Source organism: Mesobacillus sp. QJM3NY_10 (assembly GCF_056173465.1).
Genome location: NZ_CM149675.1, coordinates 324,469 through 349,540, shown reverse-complemented (window position 1 = coordinate 349,540; position 25,072 = coordinate 324,469). Strand labels below are relative to the sequence as shown.

Sequence of the window (25,072 nt, the reverse complement as noted above, 5' to 3'; positions counted from 1 at the left end):
AGGAACGTTTTGCGATCAGTAAAGACAGTACTCTTGCCAAATCTTTAACCCTTGTCACTGATCCCTAAAGCCAGCTTCAAATATTCCACAAATACTATCGACTGCTCTTTGATTTTCAAGTCTTCCTTCGATAACATAGCATGCTCTACTGCCAAGCCATCGATAAATGAAATGATCGAACGGGCAATGATTTGATGATCAAACCTGAGGCTAAATTCCCCACTCTTTTGACCATGTTCAATAATCGTCGCATATATTTTCAAGCCATTGTTGTATCGTACTTTCCCGTATTCTCTTCTATGGTCATCATTTCTTCCTATGATAAAAAACTCAAGTTTCGCCGGCGACAAAGGATCCATATCATCATCAGGCTCCCCATCCTCGCCAAAGATGATTTTCATGAGCATATCCCAATAAGATGTTGCATTTTCCCTTACCATATCCAATGTCTCATCTAATTCCATGGCTAATGATTCTTCCATAAACGTTTCAAACACTGCTTCTTTACTTGAAAAATATTGATACAGCCCGCCCCTGCTGATATTAGCAGCATCCATTATGTGCTTCATTGTGGCTCGCTCATAACCATGCTCAATGAAAACCTGCTGTGCCGCCTTCAAAATATCAGCTCGACGCTGTTCCATGTGCTCCTGACTGACCTTCGGAGACATTTTCTCTCCCCCGTTCTATTTTGCTCTTAAAAAGTAAACCAACGATCGAAACTGCCACCAACAATAAACCAGTAATTACAAATGTCGGGATGACCCCAAGTATGGTCGCAAGCAACCCGCCAGCCAAAGGCCCAATAATCGTCGCAGTGGTGGTCACGCTATTCAACACGCCGAATACCCTGCCTGTCATGTGTACCGGAGTCTCCATCTGAACAGCAGCCTGGAAAGGAATGAATACTAATCCAGCTGCAAAGCCAGCAACCAATCCCAAAGCAGGTCCCCATAAAACGGGCAGCGCTAAGTCCATTCGTGTCAATACTGCCATCATACTAAAACTAATGCCTATCCCACAAACTCCAATAAACATCAGAATGAGAGCATTATAATCAGTTTTTTTAACCAACAGTAATCCTGTAAAAAACATTCCCAAACCTGATGCAGTTACAATATAACCAAACAGATCAGGCGAGGCATTTGATAGTTCCCTCAGTAATACGATGATTTGCGAGTCAGACAGCTGTAAAATTAACAGGCTGATCCCTAATACCGTTATCCCAACAATCAAGAAACGATTTCCCCTGATAAACCGAATTCCTTCCAAGAAATCCTCTTTAAAAGAAGCTCCTCCTGGTTCATCTGAATCTATTGATATTGAAGCCGCTGCCTTTGGTAAAGCTAACAACAGAATCGCTGAAATTACAAAGGTGCCTGAATCGATAAAGAATACCATTTTAGTCCCAAAAGCCGAGACCAACAGGCCGCTCAATAAAGGGCCTAACACCTTCGTTCCGGAATCAATCATGGAGGTAATGGACATGGCGCTTTTCATATTTTCTTGCTCAATCAGTTCTTTAAGCTTACCATTCTTCGCCGGGACAAATACAGCTGAGAGCATTCCGACCATGAACAAGCAAATATAGACAGTCCATAAAGAATCAGTAAATGCAAGTATCAGTATTAGCCCCGCTCTGACTACGTCTGACAAGACCATGATCGTCTTTCTGTTAAATCTGTCAGCAACCGTTCCAGTGAATGGTCCCAGCAGTGCCATTGGGACAGCTAAACATAGAATGATAAAGGAAACCTCCATTGGAGAAGCCTCCCATTTCAATCCAACCATCGTGATGATTGCCACAACACTTAACCAGTCACCAATACTTGATATTAACTGTGCAAGCATTAACGTAATAAACCCTTTATTTTTTAAAAGACCGCCCATCATCATCCCTCCATAATAAAACGACACTGATGTCGTTTTGGTTGACTTTATTATAACGACACCAGTGTCGTTTATCAATACTTTTATAAACTTTGGGCTTTTTAAATTCATTAAAGTCTTAATTTTATAGAAAAAAATCGAAGCTGGAAGCGAAAATGACCTAAAAAAAAAGAGCTAACCTAAAAGGCTGCTCCCTCGTCTCTATTTCCCGAATAACTTCCCAATGCCAGATAAGAAACCCTTTTTCTTCTTTGCAGGCACCGTTTGGATCACGGGTTTCTTTTTACCAAGATAAATCTCCTCTTTATCAATCGCATGGTGATGTGCTAAAACGAGCCCAAGTTCAGAATCATAATCTTTATTAGTCACGATCGTAAACTCGATGCCCCGTTTTTCAGCCGCTTTAATGTATTCCGATAAGTAAGGATATGAAATATTTCCGTTTAAAAAGAGGTGGGCTTCTCGGTTTTCATCCATAAGCTGCTCGACTTCAGGTTCAACACCCTTCCTCATTACCTCGCCCTGAGTAAGCGCAATGACGACCCTTTCCCTGATTGTTGTAAGGAATCTCCTTCTTTCATCAGGCTTGGTCTGCTTAGCCCCATGAATCCCTTGCTGCAAATACTCATCCACTTTACTGTTGCCCATTTTCGTCCCCCCTTGTCTCACTTTCATGCTGTGCTCCAACTAGAACTCTTTATAAATATTATGTATGATTCCGCCCAAAGGTCTGTGCTAGTTTAAGGTTAACCTATTTTAAACAAAAAAAACCTCCTCTTCAAGTGAAGAGAAGGACACAAATAGGAGAATGCAAGGTGAAAAATCAAAACAATTATGGTGAATCCCCGCCTGAGTTGGAGGGCCCAAGCGGAGAGAAAACCCGTAACTAATGATCAAGAAGTAGTAAACTGGGCTTCTTCGGTAGATCCTTTTAGCGCAGTCGTTGAGGAAGTTCCTCCGGAAATAACCATTGAAACATCATCGAAGTAGCCTGTTCCGACTTCGCGCTGGTGTCTTGTTGCTGTGTAGCCATATTGTTCGCTATCGAACTCAGCTTGCTGCAGCTCAGAGTATGCAGCCATACCGCGCTCTTTGTAGCCGCGAGCCAGTTCAAACATGCTGTGGTTCAATGCGTGGAAGCCAGCAAGTGTGACGAACTGGAACTTGTAGCCCATCTTGCCAAGTTCGACCTGGAACTTCGCGATGGTTTCGTCATCCAGCTTCTTTTTCCAGTTGAATGATGGCGAGCAGTTGTAAGCAAGCAGCTTGCCAGGATACTTCGCATGGATTGCTTCAGCAAATCGGCGTGCTTCATCCAGGTCAGGCTCAGATGTTTCACACCAAACCAGATCTGCATATGGTGCGTAAGCCAAACCACGGGCAATCGCCTGGTCAAGGCCTGGTTTCACGCGGAAGAACCCTTCAGGCGTTCTATCGCCAGTGATGAACGGAGCATCATATGGATCTACATCGCTTGTGATCAAATCTGCCGCGTTCGCATCAGTGCGAGCTACAATCAAAGTTGGCGTACCCATTACGTCAGCTGCAAGTCGGGCAGCAATCAGGTTGCGCACCGCTGTTTGTGTTGGCAAAAGAACTTTACCGCCGAGGTGTCCGCATTTCTTTTCAGAAGAAAGCTGGTCCTCAAAGTGAACGCCTGCTGCACCAGCTTCAATCATTCCCTTCATCAATTCGAATACATTCAGCTGTCCGCCAAATCCTGCCTCAGCATCAGCCACGATTGGTGCGAACCAGTCGATGGAATCGTCGCCTTCTCCATGAGTGATTTGGTCAGCTCTTTGAAGTGCCTGGTTGATGCGTTTAACTACTGCCGGTACACTGTTCGCAGGGTACAAGCTCTGGTCAGGATACATGTTTCCGGAAAGGTTGGCGTCCGCTGCAACCTGCCAGCCGCTCAGGTAAATCGCCTTCAGGCCTGCCTTTACCTGCTGGACCGCCTGGTTGCCTGTAAGGGCACCAAGTGCATTGACGAAATCCTCTTCATTTACAAGATTCCAAAGCTTCTCCGCACCGCGGCGTGCCAGTGTATACTCAATATCAATCGAACCGCGAAGCTTGATGACATCCTCCGCAGTATAAGTCCTTTCCACTCCAGCCCATCTGTTTTCCATTTCCCAGCTTTCCTGCAATTGCTTTACACGATCTTGAGTCATTTTCCGTTCCTCCTAATGTATGGTTTTATATGAATCTATCAATCTATTAAGCTAAAGCCTGATAGCCAGGCAATGTTAAAAATCCAACGAACTCATCATTTAAAATCAATTCATCAAACATATCTACCGCCTGCTCGAATTTCCCATTTTCAAATACCGCTTCGCCGACTTCCAGCTTGATTTTCTCAAGCTCCTCTTCCTTCAGCTCATGGTACATTTCAACCGTCACTTTGCGTCCATCGTCAAGAACTCCTTTAGGATGACGAATCCATTGCCATAGCTGAGCTCGGGAAATCTCTGCCGTTGCTGCGTCTTCCATCAAGTTATGGATTGGCGCTGCGCCCCTGCCATTCAACCAAGATGCTACATACTGGATGCCGACATTGATGTTCATGCGTACGCCGGCTTCTGTTATAGTCCCTTCTGGTACAGCAAGCAGATCAGCTGCTTTTACCTCAACATCCATTTGCTTGCCGGATTCAATCTGGTTCGGTTCTGGCATTTCCTTGTTGAATGCCTCAAGTGCTACCGGTACCAGCCCTGGATGTGCTACCCATGTGCCATCATGGCCATCGCGCGCTTCGCGTTCTTTATCAGCACGCACCTTTGCGAATGCTTCAGCATTTGCTTCCTCGTCATTTTTAATCGGGATTTGCGCCGCCATTCCGCCCATTGCCGGTGCCTTGCGACGGTGGCAAGTCTGGATTGTCAGCAACGAGTATGACCTCATGAATGGAACCGTCATTGTCACCTGCGAGCGATCCGGTAAAATCACATCATCCTGTGAACGCAGTTTTTTCAGATAGCTGAAAATATAATCCCAGCGGCCGCAGTTCAAGCCGGCAGAGTGTTCCTTCAGCTCATATAGAATCTCATTCATTTCGAATGAAGCAAGAATCGTTTCAATCAAAACAGTTGCTTTAATCGTTCCCTGTGGAATGCCTAGATGATTCTGTGCATAAACGAACACATCATTCCATAGGCGCGCTTCTAAGTGGCTCTCCATCTTAGGAAGGTAGAAGTATGGGCCTGTGCCCTGCTCCACTAGCTTTTTCGCATTATGGAAAAAGTACATTGCGAAATCGAACAAGCCGCCTGAAATTGGGTTGCCATCGAGCAATACATGTTTTTCTTCTAGGTGCCAGCCTCTTGGGCGAACCATTAAAACAGCTGTTTCTTCCTTCAGTTGATACTTTTTGCCATTCGCATTTTCAAAAGAGATCGTCCTGTTAACGGCGTCCCTTAAGTTGATCTGTCCTTCAACGATCGCTTCCCATGTCGGCGAGGTTGAGTCCTCGCAGTCTGCCATAAAAATCTTCGCTCCTGAATTGAGTGCATTGATGACCATCTTCCGGTCAGTTGGCCCTGTGATCTCGACTCTGCGATCCTGCAGGTCTCTCGGCAGAGGCGCAATTGTCCAATCACTTTCACGAATGTGCTTCGTCTCCGGCAAAAAGTCCGGGAGTTTTCCAGCATTGATTTCTGCCTGGCGATTTTCACGTGCGGCCAGCAATTCGACCCGACGCTCCCCAAAATGCCTTTCAAGCCGCTCTACAAAATCAAGAGCCTCTGGTGTCAAAATTCCTTTGTATCCTTTTTTCATGCTGCCTACAATTTCAATTCCTCTAGTTTGTGTCGACATTTACTGCCTTCACCCCTTTGTTATAGTACAGTATCAATAACTCTAATATGTATTATATAACAGAGGTTTCAGATTGCAACTATTTTGTTAAATTTTTCTGAAAAATTTTTAAAATAGGTCTATGGTCCTTTATTCCATAAAGAGGTAAACGGTGCAATTTTGCTTATGAAGCGTGCAATTATGAAGTCCGAACGTGCGATTCCTCCTCTTTTCGGTGCAATTATAAGTGGGAACGATGCAATTAAAATCGGGAACGGTGCAATTCCTAATCTTTATCGCACAGTGAAAGTTTGGATATGGAAGACAACATAAAAAAACCCCTATCACAGGGGTTTTTCTGCATTCTTTTTCAGTAAGAATTTTATATAGAAAAATGTGAGAGCGGGTACAACTAAATTAGGCAGCAGGAAATGTATGAAGAAGGATAGTGCATCTGTGAGGTGACCTGCCTTGTCTACTTGAGGGATTAGGATTTGATCACCAAAGGGGCCTTTTGAGAAAACGGAGTTAAAAACAAAGTTCCATCCTAAGTGCAGACCGATTGGGAACATCATCGATTTTGTTTTTTCAAACGCATATGCCCAAACTAATCCCGAAATCGACGTCATCAGGAACACAACAAGCATAAAAACTATATTTCCAAATACTCCAAAAGTAAACCAATGGTAGATCCCAAAAGCAATTGCGGATAATAAAATTCCTGTCCTCGCTCCCCATTTTCGGATAGCGATATAGAGAAGTGCTCCTCTAAAGATCAACTCCTCAAAGACAACAGACTTAACATTCCACCACAGGAAGTTTAATGTGCCAAGGACAGATAGATTGTCATTCAGCTTCCAGTCCGTATTGGTTAAAGCAGAATCGATCAGTTGAATCACTGTGCAAAGTAATGCGGTAAAAATGAACCCAAGAGCAAATTGGGACATTCTTGACTTTGATGGTGTGATTCCTAATACATTTAGATTTTCCCTGTAGGTAACACGAAGTAATATCCACGATATCATTAGTTGTACTACTATTCCCAGCAAAGCATCAACTCCACTTCAGGATAATTTTACCTAATTATATCAAAGGACGTGCAAGTACATTCCCTTAAGATGAAAAAATCCCCCTCTCAAAACGAGAGGGGGATTCAAATTCTGTATTAGTACATTTCAGAAGTAGTCTTCGCTTGCATGTGAAGAAGCAGATAGTCTGGTCCGCCAGCTTTTGAATCTGTTCCTGACATGTTGAAGCCGCCAAATGGCTGGTAACCTACGATTGCGCCTGTGCAGCCGCGGTTGAAGTAAAGGTTTCCGACATGGAAATCTTCACGTGCCTTCTGGATGTTTTCACGGTTGCGCGTGATAACCGCTCCAGTCAAACCGTATTCAGTGTTGTTCGCGATTTCAAGCGCATGGTCGAAGTCCTTTGCTTTTGCGAATGCGACAACTGGTCCAAAGATTTCTTCCTGCATGATGCGAGCTTTTGGATCAACATCTGCAAATACTGTTGGCTTGATGAAGTAGCCTTTTGAGCTGTCTCCTTCGCCGCCAGTCATCAAACGGCCTTCTTCCTTGCCGATTTCGATGTAGCTCATGATCTTGTCAAACGCGCCCTGGTCGTTAACAGGACCCATGAATGTGCTTTGATCTGTAGGATCATCAAGCTTAAGCTCGTTAGTAAGCTCAACCACGCGGTTAAGAACCTGGTCATATACATCCTCAACGATAACAGCACGTGAGCATGCAGAGCACTTTTGTCCTGAGAAGCCGAAAGCAGAAGCCGTGATTGCTTGAGCAGCTAATTCAAGATCAGCATCTTTGTCGACAACCATCGTGTCTTTTCCACCCATTTCAGCGATTACGCGCTTAAGCCAGATTTGGCCTTCGCTCAATTTTGAAGCGCGCTCGTAAATGCGCAGACCCACGTCACGTGAACCTGTGAAGCTTACGAAGCGAGTGTCCTTGTGGTCAACAAGGTAGTCGCCCACTTCTGCGCCGCTTCCTGGTACGAAGTTAAGGACACCTGCAGGAAGACCTGCTTCTTCCATTACTTCAACAAACTTAGCCGCAACGACTGGAGTAGTTGAAGCTGGCTTCAATAGAACTGTGTTACCAGTTACGATTGCTGCTACTGTTGTACCAGCCATGATCGCCAACGGGAAGTTCCAAGGTGAAATGATGATTCCTACTCCAAGAGGAATGTAATCATAACGGTTATATTCATTTGGACGGCTCTCTACTGGTACACCGTCTTTAATTTTAAGCATTTGGCGGGCATAGAACTCAAGGAAGTCGATTGCTTCAGCTGTATCAGCATCTGCCTCGTTCCATGGCTTACCTGCTTCTTTTGTTAAAAGCGCTGAGAACTCATGCTTGCGGCGGCGAATGATTGCAGCAGCCTTGAATAATACATCTGCACGTGTCTCAGGCTTTACTTTTTTCCAAGTCTTGAACGCTTCGACTGCAGCCTGCATCGCTTTTTCAGCTAGGTCGCGGTTTGCCTTTGATACGCGTCCAACAACTTCTTCTGTATTGGATGGGTTGTAAGATACAATCTTGTCTTCAGTCGAGATTCTCTCTCCGCCAATCACCAAGTCATAATCCTGGCCAAGATAGCCTTCAACAGTTTTCAATCCTGTAAGGTATCCTTCACGGTGTTCCTCATCTTTAAAATTCGTGAAAGGCTCGTGTTTGTATGGCTGAACCATTCTATCCCCTCCTATGTATTAAAACGTTTTCATTCCTTTCCCATTCTATCATGAGAGTCTCATAGTGTTCAATGCCAACGTACTAGCAAGTCTTGGATTGCGAATTTTCTTGATTTTTATTATGCCAATATTGTATTCGGGCCGACTTCTGGGGCTTGTTACAGAGTTGGTCGATATTTTTGTGAATGTGGTCGATATAATCGAAAAAGTGGTCGATATATTATAAAATCCGCTGATATATTCAGAAATGTGGTCGATATAATCTAATTTTCGCCAATAAAACTATCCTAGTAATAAAATCAAACTAATTTTCAGCAGGTTACCCCCCATAATCTAGCGAATATTTATCTATCATTCAAAAAAGGAGCCTATTTTAGATGAAAAAGCGCCATGAAGTATTGTTCAATCAAATGGAGTCCTATCGCAGCTATATTCTAGGAGTAGCAGATACGGTTTCCGAAGAAGATGCCGAGAAAATTCCTGCTGGATTCAATAATAATATCCGCTGGAACCTTGGGCATATTTATCTTGATCAACATCTGTGGATCCAGGCGGTGACAAAGGAGCCGGCAGATGTCCCTGAAGAGTTTAAATCATGGTTCGGCTACGGCACCTCTCCGGCCAATTTTACCGAGGAAACGCCTACCGTCAGCGAGTTAAAAGAACTGCTGAAAACACAGCCTGCCAGAATAAAAGACTCATATGGCGAGCGCTTGGAAGAGGAATTCGCACCAACCGAAATGGGCATGCATACAGTCGAGCAAGTATTAACCCGTACGATTTTTCATGAAGGTATGCATTTACAGACAATTCTTGATATAAAAAAATGCATTTAAAAAGCAAAGAACCCCGGCTCTTTGCTTTTTCCATTCCTCTATTTCAACTTTTCGGCGACCTCAGCTTCTACTTTCTTGATTAACTTATTTATAGGACCGGATGGGTAATCCAGGGCTTTCATCTCTGCAAAATAAGGAAACATCTCTTTAATGTCATCTGCGTAAAAACTTCCATCCCTAGGCAAAGTGTGACTGATCACCTTTAAGGCTCCCTCGCTTCGATCGACCTTTAACACCATTGGCACTGACATCCCCGAACCTTGCTCAACTTCAGCATCTTCTTTGTAATACTCCTCAATCAAAGCCCATAAGTAAATCTCACCCTTCTCTTCATTGGTGGCAAGTATTTCATACGCATTGAAAATTTCGCCGCCAAAATTCGGGTCCATCACTTCTTGACTTATGTATCTTTCAATTTCCTGTCCATCTGCTTCTGTCACTGTTGAGTTTGAACATCCTGTTAGTAAAAGAAGCCCAATCATACCAAGGATAAAACTACGCTTCATTTCACTCATCGCCTCCTCCAAAATAACAACCCTGCCATAATTCCGATAGGCAACAGCACGATCGCACCGGCTATTATCCCTAAAAGGGTGGACATTAAAGCGAGGGAGATAGATGAGAATTCTTCGGTTACTTGTCCAGTCACCCATTGAAAAAGATAAATAAAGGTTGAATTTCCAAAGGCTCACAACATAGCTGTTTTGAATACATATTTCCATTTTGCTTTTTGACTTACTCTGCTTTGAACAGCCATTTATCCACCTCTTCTGATTAGAATTATCAGAATATATACGATAATAATTGAGTTTTAGATTCACCTTTTTTAAAAACAAAAAGCAAAGAGCACTCGGCTCTTTGCTTCTCATTACTGATAAATATGCACAAATGGTTCATCCTGATCCGGTTTCTTGACGATTAAGGCTTCTTGTCCCAGTACAGAGGATACGCTGACCTGTACGGACATATAGTTAGGGAAGTGCTCCATAACCAGTCCTGTTACATACTGGGTGAATCCAATCGCTTCAGCTTCTCCGTAGAACTGGATAGGTATTTCGATATTTAATTCCTGAAGCTGGCCATCCAGATAAAAGCCTTTGCCTATGACGCCGTTAAAGTTTGGGAAATATTCCTCAACATCCTGCTTGAAGTTCTGGAAGAATGTGAGGTCATCCCTGTGTTCCTTCTCCGCTTCGGCGGATGGGAACAGAATGTACTTTTCTTTTACATCTTTCCAGCTGCCGACTTTGTTGCTTCCCTGAGAAACTTCAGCATAGGCGAAGAAGTTACCAGGTACAACAGAGGATCTGCTCTCCTGTTCGAACAATCCAATCGTAATCGGAACATTGTTCAACTCTTCGATGCCTCTTATCCTGCTAATGACTTCCTGGGCGATTTTTTTGCCTTCTGCTTCAAGAACTTTACGAGAAATGTTTTTTTCAAACACTGCCCCATAAGCTTCCTCACGATAATAGTGCACTGAGTTCAACGCCAGCCCGATTGCGATGCCGCCAAGCTGGTACGTATCCTTTTCGCCTGATTGGACGAGATAGTTATGCTCGAGGATATGGGCAAGATAAATTGGATTCTTTTTATTCTGTTCGTGCACATCTCCATTGCCAGGGATGGCAGGGTTCAGGCCCAGGTTCTTCACTGTGACCTTTTTATTATTGTTGTCTTTTTTAGCCTTAGCCTGCAATTCTTTTTCCTTTGCCTCGACCTGCGCCGGGGTCATTTCACGTTCCAGCCATGATGCTACGGTGCTGCCGTCAAGATACTGGCCTTCCTTGAAAACGTACTTGTCTGTGGAAAATGTATTTTGCGCAATCCGCATCAGACCTGTCTCAAATTCAGTAATGTCATAGCGGGTATTCAGATTGTTGACGACCATGCCCCGAGCTTCCCCTGGCTCGAACGGCATGATGGTACGGTAATATTTGTCCGAAATTTTATATTTCGGGATAATCGCTTTTTCCTTGGTATCATCATCCTTTTCCTGGACGACCTCTTCCTGCTTTTGAAAATTAGGGGCACAGGCCGTCAGCAAAAGGACAAGAGATAGAGCGACCATTGAGAGCTTCCTCATGGCGTGTACACCTCTTTTTTAGTAGCGGTTTTCGTAATAAGTTATGTGTTTCGGACTAATTATTCTTTCGCCTTATTATTGAAATCGGGCTCTTTTCGAAAATGCGTCTCACCAGAGTAATCAATAATAAACGTAAAAATCCAGTAGCCGATTTTTACTCTTGTCAGGCAAAAGTACCCAAATTACGAAAAGAGCTTATTTATTTATTTATTTCTTCAAGCATTCTCTCCTCATTCCACACTTCAATCCCAAGGCTTTCTGCTTTTGTCAGCTTCGAACCTGCGTCTTCACCGGCAATGACTAAATCAGTTTTCTTGCTGACGCTGCCGGCTATATTGCCGCCGAGCGCCTCGATTTTTTCTTTTGCCTCGTTTCTGCCCATTTGCTCGAGCTTCCCGGTTAATACGATTGTTTTACCGGCAAAAAATGAATCTGATTCCTCTGCGGTAACCTTCTTTGGTCCTTTATATTCCATATTGACACCGACAGCCTTCAGCTCGGAAACCAGCTCGCTCACTTCATCACTGTCAAAATAAGTGACGATGGAGTCTGCCATTTTGTCGCCGATTTCGTTGATGGCTGTCAATTCTTCCTTCGTTGCCTGCATCAATCTATCCATCGTGTCGAATTCCTGCGCCAATGTCTTCGCGGCTTTTGCGCCAACAAGGCGGATACCGAGGCCGAACAATAGCTTTTCCAATGAATTATCCTTCGTCGCTTCAATCGCTGACAGCAAATTGTTGACGGACTTCTCGCCCATTCGCTCAAGAGCCAGCAGCTGATCGCGTGTCAGCTTATAAATATCAGCTACATCCTTGATCAACTCTTCGGCAAACAGCTGGCTGACCACTCTTTCACCAAGTCCGTCGATGTTCATCGCATCGCGGGAAACGAAGTGAATCAAACCTTCCCTGATTTGTGCCGGGCATTTCGGATTGATACAGCGAAGTGCTACTTCCCCTTCAATCCTGACAAGCTCGCTGTCGCATTCAGGGCATTCAGTAGGCATATGGAACTCGACTTCGTTGCCGGTCCGCTGCTCGGCAAGGACATTGACGACTTCCGGAATGATATCTCCGGCTTTTTTGATGACGACTTTGTCGCCGATTTTGATATCTTTTTCACGGATCAAGTCTTCATTGTGCAAAGAAGCACGTCCTACCGTTGTGCCTGCTACCTGAACTGGTTCAAGGATGGCGGTTGGAGTTACGACGCCTGTGCGGCCAACGCTCAACTCGATATCCTTCAAAGTCGTTACGACTTCCTCGGCAGGAAACTTATAAGCGATAGCCCAGCGAGGACTTTTTGCCGTCGTACCAAGCTCGGCCTGCTGATCAAGTGAATCGACCTTGATGACGATCCCATCAATATCATACGGAAGATCCGGACGCTTTTCGACCCAGCTGTTCACATACTCAATGACACCTTCAATGCTGTCAACTTTTCGGCGCTCTTTATTCGCTTTGAATCCGAGCTTCTCCAGATAATCTAGTCCATCACTATGGGCACGGATGCCGGTGTCCCCGACATTGGCGATTCCATACAGGAACACATCAAGATTCCTTGAAGCAGCAATCTTCGGATCAAGCTGGCGAAGGGAGCCCGCAGCCGCATTACGCGGGTTCGCAAATGGCTCTTCTTCTTTTTCTTTTCTCGCTTTATTCAATGCTTCAAAGGATTTCTTCGGCATGAACGCCTCACCGCGTACTTCAAGCGAAACCTGCTCTTTCAGCCGGATTGGCAAAGAACGGATCGTCTTAAGGTTAGACGTAATATCCTCGCCAGTCGTTCCATCACCGCGCGTCGCTCCGCGTACAAGCAGCCCGTCCTCATAAATGAGCGAGACTGCCAAACCGTCAATCTTCAGTTCGCAAACATACGCAACATCGTCGCCGACACCCTGGCGGACACGGCGGTCAAAATCGCGGAGGTCCTGCTCATCGAAGGCATTGCCAAGACTCAGCATTGGAGTCGCATGCTGCACCTTGTTGAACATCGTTAAAATCTCGCCGCCAACACGCTGGGTAGGTGAGTCAGGAGTCTGCAGTTCAGGGAATTGCTCCTCGATTTCAATTAGTTCCCTCAGGAGCCTGTCGTACTCCGCATCCGGGACCGACGGCTGGTCTAGAACATGATACTCATAACTATATTGATTAAGCAGATTTTGCAAATCCTTGGCTTTATTCTCAGCACTCTGAAAATCCATAAATCCAGCCCTTTCATAACCGAAAAGCTCAGGGCGCCGTGATCAGCCCCGACAAGCGACTCGAGCTGCTCAAAGCTAACTTCTCGCAAGATCTCGAGGATGCACTCGCAGGGATGATAACTGGCTAGGCACTTGAGCTAGACAGTACTCAATGTGTAATAAAAAAATTTTAAGCCTTCGTAATCGGTGCGAACTTAGCCAACAAACGTTTGATGCCTGTTGGACTTGGGAATGCGATATCGAGCTCCATTCCTTCTCCCGATCCCTTGACACTGACAACGGTTCCTGTTCCCCATTTGCCATGCTGGGCTTTGTCGCCAACTTTCCATTCGATCCCTTCGCCGCCGCTGGCTGCAGCAACCGGCCGAGATACAGCACCGCGTGTAGGGATTGACGGTCTTGCTGAAGTGCCTGGTCTGCCGCCGCTGGTTGGTGCTGGTCTGCCACCGCTTGTTGGTGCAGGCCTTCTTACTTTTGGCACGGCGTCTTCAACCAAATCAGCCGGGATTTCCTTAATGAACCGTGATTCCGGGTTCATGTTCGTACGGCCGAAAAGGGTGCGCATCTGCGCATTCGTGATGAACAATTCTTCTTCAGCACGAGTGATTCCCACGTAGGCAAGACGGCGTTCTTCCTCCATCTCATCCTCCTCCATCAAGGAGCGGCTGTGCGGGAATACGCCCTCTTCCATTCCAATCAGGAAGACGACCGGGAACTCAAGACCCTTAGCTGAGTGCAATGTCATCAATGTGACGAAATCTGTTTTTTTCTCGCCGTCATCATCCAGGCGGTCAATATCAGCAACTAGTGCCAAATCCGTCAGGAACGCCACCAGGCTCTTATCTTCACTGCTTTCTTCAAAGCTTTTTGTTACTGTTAAAAATTCATCTATGTTTTCAAGTCGGCTCTGTGACTCTATCGATTTTTCTGCCTTTAGCATGTCACGGTAGCCTGTCTTATCTAAGACTTCCTCCACCAGCTCAGTCACCGAAAGGTATTCCTGCTGGTGAGTGTAATTACTGACCAGGTTGCGGAATTCTGCCGCTGCTTTTTCCGCCTTTGGGCTCAGTCCGATCATTTCAATCGTCTCCAAGGCCTGGAACATCGACAGGTCATGCATTGTCGCGAAGTTGGCGATTTTATCAATAGAAGTCGAACCGATCGCGCGCTTCGGAACATTGATGATCCTCTGCAAACTAATATCATCATCAGGATTCGAAATCAAACGGAGATACGCAAGGATATCCTTGATTTCCTTCCTGTCATAGAACTTGATGCCGCCGACGATTGAGTAATCGATGTTCGACTTCAGGAAAGATTCCTCAATCACACGGGACTGGGCGTTCGTACGATAGAGAATCGCGATATCAGACAGCTTGCGGCCATTGCGAATCTGCTCCTGGATTTTGCCGATGACGAACTGTGCTTCACCCTGTTCGCTGTCAGCACGGTAATACATGATTTTGTTGCCCTCCGCGTTTTCAGTCCAGAGGTTTTTTGGCTTGCGGTTCATATTGTTCTGGATGACCATATTCGCCGCCAGCAAAATCTTCTTCGTCGAGCGATAGTTCTGCTCAAGCAATATCACGCTTGCCCTTGGATAGTCCTTTTCAAATGAAAGGATGTTCGCAATGTCGGCACCGCGCCAGCGATAGATTGACTGATCCGAGTCACCAACGACACAAAGGTTCTGGAATCTTTGCGCAAGCAATTTTACAAGCATGTATTGTGCCCTGTTCGTATCCTGATACTCATCCACATGGATGTACTGGAACTTGCGCTGGTAATACTCCAGCACTTCAGGCACGCGGATGAACAGCGTAATCGTCGTCATGATCAGATCATCAAAATCAAGCGCATTATTTTTGCGCAGCCTGCGCTGATACTCCGTATACACATCGCTGACCTTCTGTGAAAGGTAATCCCCCGCCGTCTTCGCATATTCTTCCGGCGTAATCAACTCGTTCTTTGCCGAGCTGATTGTTCCAAGGATCGCACGAGGATCATACTTTTTCGGATCCATATTCTTGTCCTTCAAAATCGACTTGATGACAGATTGCTGGTCAGTCGAATCAAGGATCGTGAAGTTTCGGTTGTATCCGAGACGGTCGATGTCCCTGCGCAAAATCCGTACACACATCGAGTGGAACGTAGAAATCCAGATGTTGTCCGCCGCGCCGCCCATCATTTTTTGAATCCTCTCGCGCATTTCGCGCGCCGCTTTATTCGTAAACGTAATCGCAAGGATGTTGTAAGGATTCACTCCTTTTTCCACCATCAAATACGCAATCCTGTGTGTTAAAACCCTAGTTTTACCAGAGCCGGCGCCTGCCATTAAGAGCAGCGGTCCATCCACTGTCTTGACAGCCTTCTGCTGCTCCGGGTTCAAGCCATTCAGTAATTTATCCGTTAAATATTGCACACTCGTCACCACCATACAAACATTTGTTCTTATTTTATCTCATAAAATCCTTATATACAACTTCGTTATTTCTTTATTGCAGCAACTGTCTTCAATGCCTCGTCAAGGTTGCTGTACACAACATTCCCGACCACGATAACATCGGCATGCCTGGCCATTTCTTCAGCCTGCTGTGCGGTTTCGATTCCGCCGCCGTAAAAAAGAACAGTGTTGTCGAGAACTCCCTTGGCTGCTTCTACATACTCCGGGTTGCCGTATGTCCCGCTGTATTCCAAATAGAAAATCGGCAGGTTGAACATTTTTTCCGCCATCATCGCATATGCCCGTACATCATCGATTGAAAGATCCGTCTTCGCATGAGTCAGCTTTGCCGCCTTGCAATCCGGATTCAGGATGCAGTAGCCTTCCATTTTTAGCTCGTCCCAATCCATCAGGTCGCCATACTCCTTGACCGCTTCATGGTGCATACCAGTGATCCACTGTGGATTGCCACTGTTCAGTACCGTCGGGATAAAATAAAAATCGAATCCCGGCGTGATCGAGTCAATCGTCGAAACCTCGAGAATGCATGGAACCGTATAACGACGGACCCGGGACATTAAATCAAGGACACCTTCAAGAGTGACACCATCTGTCCCACCCACCATGATCGCGTCGGTTCCAGATTCGCAAATTCTATCTAATTCTTCATCAGTTATCTCTTTATTTGGATCGAGTTTGAACACATGTCTCCACTCGCGAACATCGTACATCCCAGAATTGCCCCCATTCTATATATCCATTCCACCATTATAGCATTTGTTGCTGTTATATAAAAAAGGAAACATGTGAGAAAAGCGCAAGCGCTGTGGTCAGCCCCGACAAGCGCTGGAGGGCCGACCGGTGAAGTCGTTCTTTGACTTCATTGGGCGGACCGAAGCGTCTCGAGGGGCTAGGCGCTGGAGCTGGACACTGCTCGAAGTGAAAAATATATCTATATTTGTAGAAATATGTAGAAAAAAAGCGCCCCTCATCCAGGAACGCTTTTTGAAGAAAAGTTATAAATCACGATGCTCGTATTGCTCTGTGAACAACCTTGAAAAAATATAGAAACTGATGCCGCTGACAATCAGCGCAAGATAGATTGGATCAAGCCCGAAGAAGCTGATAATCTCTTTTTCGCCAAGGTAGACTGCCAGACTTCCAAGGAACAAGGATGCCAGGCTGCCTGCCGGGCTCGCTTTTTCCCAGATATGCCCGAGCACATATGGAATGAATGCGCCGCCCGCTCTCAATGTAAAGGAGAACATGAGCAATGTAATGATATCCGAGACATTCCAGATTGCTGTCAGCAAACTGAACGCTGCAACGACATACATTGTATAACGCACCATTTTTAAAAGCTTCCCGTCAGCTGCATTCTTGTTGATATATTGGTGGTAAATATCATTTGTGAAAATAGATCCCGCCGCCAATAGATTGCTAGACGCACTGGACATTGTCGCCGAAATCAACGCAGCGAACAGGATGCCCGTGACCACATCCGGCAGCACCTCCATTGCCAGCACTGGCAATGCATACTGTGCGCCTCTTTCCATCAGCATTCCCCCGTCGATTTGGCCGTTCTCGACCATCCCATACATGAACAGACCGATTACCGCCGGAATGAACGCAAACAGCACATATACAACAGAAGTGATATAAGATGCGTGCTTCGCCGCCTTCCCGTCTTTAGCCGAATAATACCGCTGGACCGCCTCCTGGCCGACTGTAAAAGAAGCAATATACATCACGACGAGCGCAATGATCGTTCCCCAGCCTGCGCCATCGACAAGGCTCCATTTCGCCTCCGGGATATTGGCTGTTACCTGTTCGAATCCGCCGCCAGCCTGAAGCGTGAAAGGAATGATCAGCGCCATCCCGACAATAATGAAAATCCACTGGACCACATCTGTGTAAACAACACTGTACATCCCGCCCATCACGCTGTATAACGTAACGACAACCGTAACGATGATGACCGACACTGTGTAGCTCCAGCCCGTCATCACCGATAAAATTGTCGCCGAGGCGATGAACTGCACTGCCGTCAGTCCGACCATCGGCAATAGCATAATGATTGATGTAACCAGAGAGTTTGCTTCACCATATCGTCTGCGGAAGTATTCGGGGATCGTTTTGACCGCCGCTTCGCGCAGCATCGGCGCGAGGAACGCCAGAACTATAAATGCGATCGCCATTGTAATGACATACCACACGGCTGAAAGCCCCCACTCGCCATACGCCTTTTCGACTACACCAAGAGAAGAACCGCCTCCGACCTCGGTCGCGGCAAGACTTCCGGCCAGCAGCCACGGACCCATCTTCCGGCCCGCGACCAGGAAATCCTCATTATTTTTGATTTTTTTCGAAGATATGTACCCAATCATCACCATAATGCCTAAATAAATAATAACTATCGCAATGACCGTCAAACTTGCCCCCATCAACTCACTCCAAATCTTATATTTTACCTACCCCCTACCCGTAAAAGTTAGCTAGTAACCAAGTTTATTGGCGATTTTTAGTTTTTATTGGCGATTTCCAAAATTTATTGGCGATTTTTTATTTTTATTGGCGATTTCTCGATTTTATTGGCGATAATAAAATTTTATTGGCGAACTGGAAAATAACCTGGTTTTTTTCCAATTTTTCTACTCAATCCAGCACCGACGATGCGGAACAGAAAGTTAAGTCCATAAAACGCAAAAAAGCCTGCCGCAGCAAGCTCGTGTTGTTACTCTGTCGCCAGTTTATTCCGGTCAGCAGCATGTGGCGGCTGCTCCATCCAGCCGTGCTCAATCAGGATTTCTGCAGCATCCTCTGCGTATAGGGCTACATTCATAAGGCCCTTCCCGTATAAAAGCCCGATATCCTTGCGTCCGTTGACGGCCATCGAATTCCCCATCGACCTTATTTTCATCGAGAACATATCCGCTTTATGGCTAAGCATCAGTTTATCTGAATAGGGAGAAATCGTTGAATTGGTCACCAAGTGATCCAATAATGCCGGTGAGGGCAGATTTTCCTTATGAAGCTTTGCTTTCATCTGCTCCACCATTTTATCGGTTACTTCGATCCCTCTGATGAAAAAATCTCGCAGTTGCTTGCTCCTCGCCACCTGGCTGAATCCTATCAGCAACGCTTTGCTGGTGACATTGTTCTCGATGTTGTCATATAAATGGGTCACCTCAAGAGCATGGAGAGACCGAAGATTGCGGCCAAAGCCGTCGAGGTAACTTTTTCGATCAACGAAATCTATTCTTTCCGGTGTTGGCAGGACAGGCGGTTTGATAATTAAGCCTTTGCCCATCAAAAGGCCATTAATCTGTGACAAAAGCTCTGTCGTGGCCATCCCGCATTGAATAAAAAACTCCCTGATATCAAGACGCATTACCAGCGGAAGGGCAATCGCATAGATGCTCAAACCAGCTTTTGCCGCATATTTTAAATAATGGACATAAAACTCATCCTCAAATAAACGCGGAGCAGCCGAGTTGAAATCGTCTTCAGTATAGCCCTGGGGTACAGGGAAGTTTTCCTTCTCCATGAATCCTTTTATTTTGCTCATGAATTCTTCTGTAAGACCAAAAGCATTCTCAAGCAGTGTTTTGATGTCTTCATTCTCAACATGTTGAAGAAAATGCCTAAGTATATGATTGGAAAGACTATTCCCCATATAAGTCGCCCACAGCTTCGCCATTTCGACGCTGGTGAACTTTTCAGTGGGACTGACTTTGCTTGTATCAAACTGAATCGGCTTAATCGGTTTCATAACGAACCCCTTACCCGTATTTTTCATTAGTTTTTTACTGATTTGGTAATCTTATACGAGAAAGTTAAGCTGAATCCGGGTTGACGGAATCCGCGAATTCATTTTTATAGCAGAAAATCGATTTTTATAGCGACAATTTCTTTTATTAGCGAGAAATTTTTTTATATCGACTTTTTTATTTTTATAGCGACTTTTTCATTTTTATAGCGAATTGGAAATTATCAGTGCTTTTTTCCAGTTTCTCTGCGCATAAAAAAGAACGGAACCACACCCGGTTCCGCCCTCGTCAATAACTATTTCGCTTCCGCGTTTTCCTGTTCTTTCAAACGTTCCAGCGCCATTTCATAAGCGTCGTTTCCATAGTTCAGGCATCGTTTGACACGGGAAATTGTTGCCGTGCTCGCGCCTGTTTCGGTCTCGATTTTATGATAGGTCTTGCCTTCGCGAAGCATGCGGGCAACTTCAAGGCGTTGTGCCAGCGACTGGATTTCGTTCACTGTCGCCAGGTCGTCGAAGAAGCGATATGCTTCGTCGAGATCTTTCAGCGATAAAATCGCCTTGAATAATTGATCGAGTTCTTTTCCTCTTAATTTATCAATTTGCATATAGTCTACCCCTTAATTCACTCAGAATTTTATTGTTGAGAGTCGAATGAGACATCGCTGATTGATGGGACAATGTTGATCCATGTTTTCCCGGGAACGAAACCAGCTTTAACCCCATCTTTATAAGGGACGATCCTGCCAGCTTCATTTTTCCATTGTATCTCATTCACTTTTCCTTTTTGGAACAGATATCCCTTGCCACCGGAGGCCATATCGATGACCCTGCGGCCTGCACTATCAATCACCTGATGGTCCATTTGCACGACAAGGATATTGTCGAGCAGAACAGGATCCTTCGTTTCAAGATCAACGGTTTCTTCACTGCCATTAAAACGGTGGTATTTTTGCTCATCTGTGTCATACTCGTAGATTGCATCGAACGACGGCGAACCGTACTTCACCATGAATTCTTCTGCCGGAGTACCTTCCAGGCCTTCAGATTCCTCACTGCTCAAGAATACTGCAGGAGCCGGTGCTTCATCAAGTGCGTAGCCTCTCGTTTCCGCTCCCTTCACAATATTCTTATAGGTGATATAAGAATTATGAGGCGCCTTCCGGAAATCGGCCCGCTTGAACAAGGTACCATCATATTGCATGCCATTGATGTTATCAATCATTCCACGTTCAAGCATTTCCTTCGCCTCAGGACTGTAGCCATGGGCGATGAAAAAGCTGTCAAACCCGGATGCGAGGCCTATAAAGTATTCACGCGCACTTCGGACCGGTCCTATTTTTTCAGGCTGTTCGCTTTGAAAAATCGCCACGAACCTTGTAACGTCTCCTTCTGCAAGGACCTCGTGAACGACGTCAGCTTTGTGAAGACCTGATTGCGGACGCGCCTTTGGATGGTTATTGACCACCACGGCCACCGCCCGGTCAGAACTCTCCTCAGCAGTCCCGACCCCGGTCAGCGGGAATTGATACGGCAGTTCCTCCGGAGCGACAACCTCGTCTACTTCAATCTCTTTTTCTTTATGTTCTGTTGCTTCTTTTTTCTCTGTCTCTTTACTGCTGCATCCGGCGGTAAGCACTATCGCGGCCGCCAGCACAGCGATCCATTTTTTTCTCATTTTCGCCACCCCTTGATCTCCAAGTTCGATCATGGCTGTCTATCTCTAGATGCACTGTTATATTTTAACGCATTATCGTTGGAAAGAGTACCGTTTTTTTCATCACATCATAGATGCCCTCTTGTGTGATACGGATATATGGCAAATGCGTTGAACTGAAGAATAATAATGAATAAATCGGATCGGCGAATTTATAGCCTTTTTCCTTTAAATATTCAAGCAGCTTCTTCTCCTCAGCCATCAGCTCTGTCACCGGATGGCTGGACATGATACCCTGCAGCCTCAATGGAATCTCCTTGACAGGCACACCATTTTCACAGGCGACAATCCCACCGCCGAGCTCCTTCATCCTGTTAAAAGCAGCCATCATATCCTGCTTGTTTTTGCCAATCAGAATGATGTCGCCAGTATTGGAAAACGAACTCGCAAGACCCTGCAGTTCGGTCGCAAAACCTTTCAGCATCGTATTGATTCGCCATTGCCCATTTCGGTCGATCAGCATGAAAAAGCACTCATCATGCTTTGTAGACAGTTCCTCAGCGGACACATCGATTGAAATCGAATACGGCTTCGTTATGACCGAATTCTCCATCTTGATTCCAAACGGCATCGAGAATTGCATATCATCCACCGTCAGGTCCCAGTCCATTTTAAGCGGCTCAAAGCCCATTTGGGTCCAGTCCAGCTCTTTCGCTGCATCGATTGCTTCACCATCACGCTTCACCCACTGGCCTTTTGCCAGCACCGAAACAGGTGTCGGGTTCATTTCATCACTCAAAATATTAATATTCGCAATCCTGCCTGTCGCGATATTGCCGTGCAGATGTTCAAAATTATAATAACGTGCCACATTGACCGTCGCCATATTATAAGCATCGATGACCGGAACGCCTTTTTCAATTGCAATCCGAATCAGCTCATCCATCACTCCATTTTCATAAAAAGCGGTCGATGACCCATCTGTCGTCATCATGAAACGGTCGTACACCGCAATATCCAGTTCATGAATCTCATCCAGCAGCTTCGGCAAATCCGGACGGATCGATGAATGTCTCAATGAAACCATATATCCTTGCATCAGCCTTCTGCGGACTTCCTCGCCAGTCATCGCCTCATGGTCGCAATCCGCTCCGAACAGCATCATTTTCGCGAGCGTCTTTTCTGATGCACCAGGAAAGTGTCCCTCAATTTTCTTGTGATGGCGCTTCGTTTCCTGCATCCAGTGAAGAATCATGTCGTCGCCGTTCAATAGCTTCGGCCAGCATGTCAGCTCACCGCCCTGGACGACATTCTCGTGCTCTAGCCAGGCTCTGACATTGCTGTTGGAGAAGACCTCTTCCTCATGCTGGATTTCGGTCTGCGCATCAAAACGGCACCACCAGTACATCGTGACCGGATTGTCATTCAGCTCATTGATAAAAGAAAACGCTTTCTTTTTTCCTAATTGTAAAGCCAGCACCATATTGTCATTAATCAGCGTCGTCGTCCCCGTCTGCGATGCATAGGCAGCGAAAGAATGGGGATTATAAAGTTGAAATGGGTGGGCATGAGGTTCAATATAGCCCGGCACCAGCTTCTTCCCGGTGCAATCCACTATTTCACATTGCTTTGTATTTTCAGGCAGGTTTTCACCAACATACACAATCCTGTCATTGTAAATCCAAATGTTCGCAGTCATCCACTTGCGGAATGTCTGGTTCAAATATGTCGCATTCTTCAATAAGACCGTCGGTGAAAGGGTGCCGTCCAAAACAGCAGCATGGTCGCGCAATTGTTTGTTTTTCCATCGATAACGTTGTTCCATACCATGTTCCCCTTTTCTCTATGTTAAAAAAATTAATTTCATTTCAAAAAGAAAGCCCTTACATTATTGTACTATCGTAACATATTTCACTGTTTAACGCATTAAAGAATTTCAAATTAACTGTAAAAATGGAGTAAAGGAGCGATGAGATATGAATGTACGACCGAATATCGGGATCATCAACGCACTCATCAGGATTACAGCAGGACTGACAATCCTGGCTTGGTCGACATCGAAAATGGTGAAACGGCCGTGGAAGGATTCCTATATCTTCATAGCGATGTTGGGCGCAATGAAAGTCGGAGAAGGGATTGTCCGCTATTGCCCGTTGACCGCTGCCTATGAAAAAGGCCAGGATATGATGGAACAGCAGAATGCCGAAAATGGGGATTCAGAAGGATGGATTCCTTATAACCCAAGTTAATTTTAATCAGATAAAAGCCCCCGGTTAACGGGGGCTTCAACTAAACTAAAGGAGATGATTTTATGTTCTGGGAATATATAATGGACGTCAGCTTTGTCTGGATCGCGTTGATTGGCAGCATCATCGCGCTGCTGCTCGTTTATATGAAAGGCTCTAGCAAGAGACGTGCCCGATAGCCTTGCTGCCAATATCCTTGCGGTAGAAGGTTTCAGGGCAGTCCAGCTTCTCAAGCTCAGCGTACACTTTTTGCTGTGCTTCTTTTAACGATGCCGCTTTCGCACCGACGAGCAGCACCCTGCCGCCGTTTGTCACGAACTCACCATCGCTATTTTTCGCCGTGCCGGCATGAAACACCTGCGATATGTTTTCGATGCCTCTCAACACAGCACCTTTTTCATATTCCTCAGGATAGCCTTTGGCCGCGACGACTACGCCGACCATTGCTTCCTCATGCCATTCAATCTCAGGCTTTTTGCCTTCAAGCAGTTCGAGAATGACCTCAACCAAATCTGATTTCATCCTCGGTAAAATCACCTGGGTTTCCGGGTCTCCGAATCGCGCGTTAAATTCAATCACTTTTGGTCCATCTGACGTTTCAATCAGGCCGGCATACAGAATCCCTGTAAAGCTCCGCCCCTCCATTTCCATCGCAATCGCTGCCGGTTGAAGGATTTGCTCTACTGCAACCGCGACTGATTCCTCCCGGATTTGCGGTACCGGTGAATAGGCACCCATCCCGCCGGTGTTCGGACCTTTATCGCCATCAAACACCCGCTTATGGTCCTGGGCAATTTCCAATGGAATGACGGTTTCACCGTTCACGAATGCCATCAGCGAAAACTCTGCCCCTGTTAAAAATTGCTCTATGACCACGCTGGCCGATGCCTCACCAAACTTTCCATCAAGCATCATTTCCTGCAATGCATTTTCCGCTTCCTGCATGGTCATTGCGACGACGACACCTTTGCCTGCCGCAAGCCCATCTGCCTTGATGACAATCGGGGCGCCGACCTTTGCTAGATAGTCTCTTGCATCAGCATAATCAGTGAATGTTTCATACGCAGCAGTCGGGATACCGTATTTTTTCATCAGGTCCTTCGCGAACGACTTGCTTCCCTCAATGATCGCCGCTGCTTTACGCGGACCGAACACCTTGAGTCCTTCCTCCATAAAACGGTCAGCCAATCCTTCAAGCAAAGGAACCTCTGGCCCGATGATCGTCAGGCCGATCTGTTCTTCCTTCGCGAATGAAACTAGCTGTTCAGTTTCACTTTCATTTATGGCAATCACATTAGCACAATCCTCGATACCAGGATTGCCAGGAGCCACAAAAACCTCTGTTACAAGCGGACTTTCGCTGAGCTTCCGGCAAATCGCATGCTCCCGGCCCCCTCTGCCAACCACTAGAACCTTCATAAACCCCACCTC

21 protein-coding genes are annotated in these 25,072 nt (G+C 45.8%); 3 read left to right on the top strand and 18 right to left on the bottom strand.

Annotated features, from left to right (window positions below; translation table 11 throughout):
* Positions 1-44: 44 nt before the first annotated feature.
* The 7 genes from AC0VX7_RS01795 to pruA form a co-directional block, all read right to left on the bottom strand.
* Positions 45-644, bottom strand: a complete 600-nt coding sequence (locus AC0VX7_RS01795) for a TetR/AcrR family transcriptional regulator (RefSeq protein ID WP_475426389.1) — start codon at positions 642-644, stop codon at positions 45-47.
* Positions 625-1,890: an MFS transporter gene (locus AC0VX7_RS01790; RefSeq protein WP_475426388.1), complete on the bottom strand. Its 1,266-nt coding sequence runs from the start codon at positions 1,888-1,890 to the stop codon at positions 625-627. Before AC0VX7_RS01790 ends, AC0VX7_RS01795 begins: the two co-directional genes overlap by 20 nt.
* Before the next feature lie 201 nt (positions 1,891-2,091).
* A complete protein-coding gene (locus tag AC0VX7_RS01785) occupies positions 2,092-2,538 on the bottom strand; it encodes a YueI family protein (protein ID WP_475426387.1) in 447 nt (148 codons plus the stop codon).
* A 245-nt stretch (positions 2,539-2,783) separates the two neighbouring features.
* Positions 2,784-4,064 carry an isocitrate lyase gene (aceA, locus tag AC0VX7_RS01780; protein WP_475426386.1) on the bottom strand — a complete coding sequence of 427 codons (1,281 nt, stop codon included), beginning with the start codon at positions 4,062-4,064 and terminating at the stop codon, positions 2,784-2,786.
* Positions 4,065-4,110: 46 nt separating this feature from the next.
* Positions 4,111-5,706: a malate synthase A gene (gene aceB / locus AC0VX7_RS01775; protein WP_475426385.1), complete on the bottom strand. Its 1,596-nt coding sequence runs from the start codon at positions 5,704-5,706 to the stop codon at positions 4,111-4,113.
* Positions 5,707-6,029: 323 nt separating this feature from the next.
* The gene (locus AC0VX7_RS01770) at positions 6,030-6,734 is read right to left on the bottom strand and encodes a lysostaphin resistance A-like protein (protein ID WP_475426384.1); all 705 of its coding nucleotides are present in this window, start codon (positions 6,732-6,734) and stop codon (positions 6,030-6,032) included.
* Between the two features lie 116 nt (positions 6,735-6,850).
* Entirely contained in the window at positions 6,851-8,398 is a 1,548-nt protein-coding gene (gene pruA / locus AC0VX7_RS01765) for an L-glutamate gamma-semialdehyde dehydrogenase (protein ID WP_215034928.1), read from the bottom strand.
* 377 nt (positions 8,399-8,775) lie between these two features.
* Here pruA and AC0VX7_RS01760 point away from each other — a divergent pair, with 377 nt between their 5' ends.
* Positions 8,776-9,234: a DinB family protein gene (locus tag AC0VX7_RS01760; protein ID WP_475426383.1), complete on the top strand. Its 459-nt coding sequence runs from the start codon at positions 8,776-8,778 to the stop codon at positions 9,232-9,234.
* A gap of 38 nt (positions 9,235-9,272) precedes the next feature.
* Here the strand turns inward: AC0VX7_RS01760 and AC0VX7_RS01755 are convergent, their stop codons facing one another.
* From AC0VX7_RS01755 to AC0VX7_RS01710, 10 genes are all read right to left on the bottom strand, one after another.
* Positions 9,273-9,740 carry a hypothetical protein gene (locus AC0VX7_RS01755; protein ID WP_475426382.1) on the bottom strand — a complete coding sequence of 156 codons (468 nt, stop codon included), beginning with the start codon at positions 9,738-9,740 and terminating at the stop codon, positions 9,273-9,275.
* 362 nt (positions 9,741-10,102) lie between these two features.
* A complete protein-coding gene (locus tag AC0VX7_RS01750) occupies positions 10,103-11,320 on the bottom strand; it encodes a CamS family sex pheromone protein (protein ID WP_475426381.1) in 1,218 nt (405 codons plus the stop codon).
* A gap of 199 nt (positions 11,321-11,519) precedes the next feature.
* Positions 11,520-13,526, bottom strand: coding sequence for an NAD-dependent DNA ligase LigA (ligA, locus tag AC0VX7_RS01745; protein ID WP_475426380.1), 2,007 nt, complete (start codon positions 13,524-13,526; stop codon positions 11,520-11,522).
* A gap of 169 nt (positions 13,527-13,695) precedes the next feature.
* Positions 13,696-15,948, bottom strand: coding sequence for a DNA helicase PcrA (pcrA, locus tag AC0VX7_RS01740; RefSeq protein WP_475426379.1), 2,253 nt, complete (start codon positions 15,946-15,948; stop codon positions 13,696-13,698).
* 65 nt (positions 15,949-16,013) lie between these two features.
* The gene (pcrB, locus tag AC0VX7_RS01735; protein ID WP_475426378.1) at positions 16,014-16,700 is read right to left on the bottom strand and encodes a heptaprenylglyceryl phosphate synthase; all 687 of its coding nucleotides are present in this window, start codon (positions 16,698-16,700) and stop codon (positions 16,014-16,016) included.
* Between the two features lie 285 nt (positions 16,701-16,985).
* A complete protein-coding gene (locus AC0VX7_RS01730) occupies positions 16,986-18,413 on the bottom strand; it encodes a sodium:solute symporter family protein (RefSeq protein ID WP_475426377.1) in 1,428 nt (475 codons plus the stop codon).
* A gap of 290 nt (positions 18,414-18,703) precedes the next feature.
* Positions 18,704-19,741, bottom strand: coding sequence for a DUF3231 family protein (locus AC0VX7_RS01725; RefSeq protein ID WP_475426376.1), 1,038 nt, complete (start codon positions 19,739-19,741; stop codon positions 18,704-18,706).
* 293 nt (positions 19,742-20,034) lie between these two features.
* Positions 20,035-20,346, bottom strand: coding sequence for a YerC/YecD family TrpR-related protein (locus AC0VX7_RS01720; RefSeq protein WP_215034909.1), 312 nt, complete (start codon positions 20,344-20,346; stop codon positions 20,035-20,037).
* Between the two features lie 29 nt (positions 20,347-20,375).
* Positions 20,376-21,416 carry a DUF3048 domain-containing protein gene (locus AC0VX7_RS01715; RefSeq protein WP_475426375.1) on the bottom strand — a complete coding sequence of 347 codons (1,041 nt, stop codon included), beginning with the start codon at positions 21,414-21,416 and terminating at the stop codon, positions 20,376-20,378.
* Between the two features lie 64 nt (positions 21,417-21,480).
* Complete coding sequence (locus AC0VX7_RS01710; RefSeq protein WP_475426374.1) at positions 21,481-23,220, bottom strand: adenine deaminase C-terminal domain-containing protein; 1,740 nt, start codon at positions 23,218-23,220, stop codon at positions 21,481-21,483.
* A 151-nt stretch (positions 23,221-23,371) separates the two neighbouring features.
* On the opposite strand from AC0VX7_RS01710, the gene AC0VX7_RS01705 reads away from it, so the two are divergent.
* Together AC0VX7_RS01705 and AC0VX7_RS01700 are read left to right on the top strand one after the other, a co-directional pair.
* Positions 23,372-23,644 carry a YgaP family membrane protein gene (locus tag AC0VX7_RS01705; RefSeq protein ID WP_475426373.1) on the top strand — a complete coding sequence of 91 codons (273 nt, stop codon included), beginning with the start codon at positions 23,372-23,374 and terminating at the stop codon, positions 23,642-23,644.
* Positions 23,645-23,706: 62 nt separating this feature from the next.
* Positions 23,707-23,820 (top strand): EYxxD motif small membrane protein, encoded by a 114-nt coding sequence (locus AC0VX7_RS01700; protein ID WP_324782409.1) that lies wholly within the window; start codon positions 23,707-23,709, stop codon positions 23,818-23,820.
* Here the strand turns inward: AC0VX7_RS01700 and purD are convergent.
* Positions 23,798-25,060 (bottom strand): phosphoribosylamine--glycine ligase, encoded by a 1,263-nt coding sequence (gene purD / locus AC0VX7_RS01695; protein ID WP_475426372.1) that lies wholly within the window; start codon positions 25,058-25,060, stop codon positions 23,798-23,800. The two genes, AC0VX7_RS01700 and purD, sit on opposite strands and share 23 nt — an antisense overlap.
* Positions 25,061-25,072 lie beyond the last annotated feature (12 nt).